At 69.4% G+C, this 1,405-nt stretch carries 2 protein-coding genes; one reads left to right on the forward strand and one right to left on the reverse strand.

The window, feature by feature from the left end:
- Positions 1-1,029: tellurite resistance/C4-dicarboxylate transporter family protein (locus tag ADK36_RS09450; RefSeq protein ID WP_053196969.1), on the forward strand; the 1,029-nt coding region annotated here is incomplete at its 5' end.
- Here ADK36_RS09450 and ADK36_RS09455 read toward each other — a convergent pair.
- A complete protein-coding gene (locus ADK36_RS09455; protein WP_048587609.1) occupies positions 1,007-1,360 on the reverse strand; it encodes a hypothetical protein in 354 nt (117 codons plus the stop codon). The genes ADK36_RS09450 and ADK36_RS09455 overlap by 23 nt on opposite strands.
- Positions 1,361-1,405 lie beyond the last annotated feature (45 nt).

Consider the following 1,405-nt stretch of genomic DNA (forward strand, 5'->3'; position numbering starts at 1 on the left):
ACCCCCACCTCCCCCCTCCACACCTGGTGGTCGCAACGTCCCCCCACAGCCGGCGCCGCCGTCATGGCAACCGGCATCCTGTCGGTGGCCCTGCACCAGACGGGCTACGAAACCCTGTCCCGGATCGCCCTCGCCCTCGCCTGCGCATCCTGGCTCGCGCTGGCCGCCGCCTTCACCGCACGCCTCCTGTGGGACCGCGCCAGATGGATCAAGGAGGCAGCCACCCCCGCCGCCCTGACCGCCATCGCCGCGACCACAGTCCTCGGCACCCGCTTCACGACCCTCGGCTGGGAAACCCTCGCAAAGGCCCTCCTGGACCTGGCGGCCCTGCTCTGGCCATGCCTTCTCATCGTCGTCGTACGCCACTGGCACCCCCGCATGCCCGGCGCGGTGTTCCTGGCCTGCGTGGCCACACAGGGCCTCGCCGTCCTCGGCGCAACGCTCGCCGCGGCCGAGTCATCGGCATGGCTCGCCCACACGGCACTCGTGCTGTTCTGGCTCGGCCTCGTGCTCTACGTCATCGCCCTGACCCGCTTCGACCTACGCCAGGTGGTCCACGGCGTCGGCGACCACTGGGTAGCGGGCGGCGCCCTCGCCATCTCCGCGCTCGCCGGCTCGAAGCTCATCGCCGCCGACAGCAGCCGCCTGTACCTCTGGAACGACGACGACACCAGCGCGCTGCGCACGGTGACCGTCGCCCTGCTGGTCCTCGACCTGGCCTGGTACGCCACCCTGCTCGTCTCCGAGATCGGCTGGCCCCGGCCGCACTACGACGTACGCCGCTGGGCAACCGTGTTCCCGCTGGGAATGACGGCGGCGGCGACACTCTCCGTCGCGGACGCCGTAGACGTCCCGTGGCTCAAAACCCCCGGCGAGGTCCTGCTGTGGATCGCGGTGGCGGCTTGGCTGGCGGTCACCGCGGGCGCGGTGTGGGCCTACACCCACCCCATCGACAGAACCGCTGCCGACGTCGGCACCGAACCGGGAAGCGCCGCAGGAACGGACGTCAGGTCCACAACACAGCGATGAAGATGTTCGCCATGGTCAGCAGCCCCACCAGCCCGAACAGACGCTTGTCCACCGTCTCGTCGTCCCGCTTCACGTACACGAGCCCCAGGATCACGACCAGCAGCGCCAGCTTCACGCCGATCTTGATGTTGTCGACGGACTGGTCGTCCGCCTGATTGAGGCCCACCAGGATCACCCCGGTGACCAGCATGGTCAGGGCGCCATGCAGCATCGCGGGGACGAACCGGGCGGTGCCCTGGCCCATGGCCTTCATCTGGGTGAAGAAACCGCCGAGCAGCGCGGCGATACCGATGATGTGCAGGCCGACGAAGAGATGGATGAGTACGTCCATGGAGCCGGAGCCTAATCAGCCCCGAACACCCACCCACCACCGCCC

The sequence above is a fragment of the Streptomyces viridochromogenes genome, assembly GCF_001270495.1.
Classification (GTDB): domain Bacteria; phylum Actinomycetota; class Actinomycetes; order Streptomycetales; family Streptomycetaceae; genus Streptomyces; species Streptomyces viridochromogenes_A.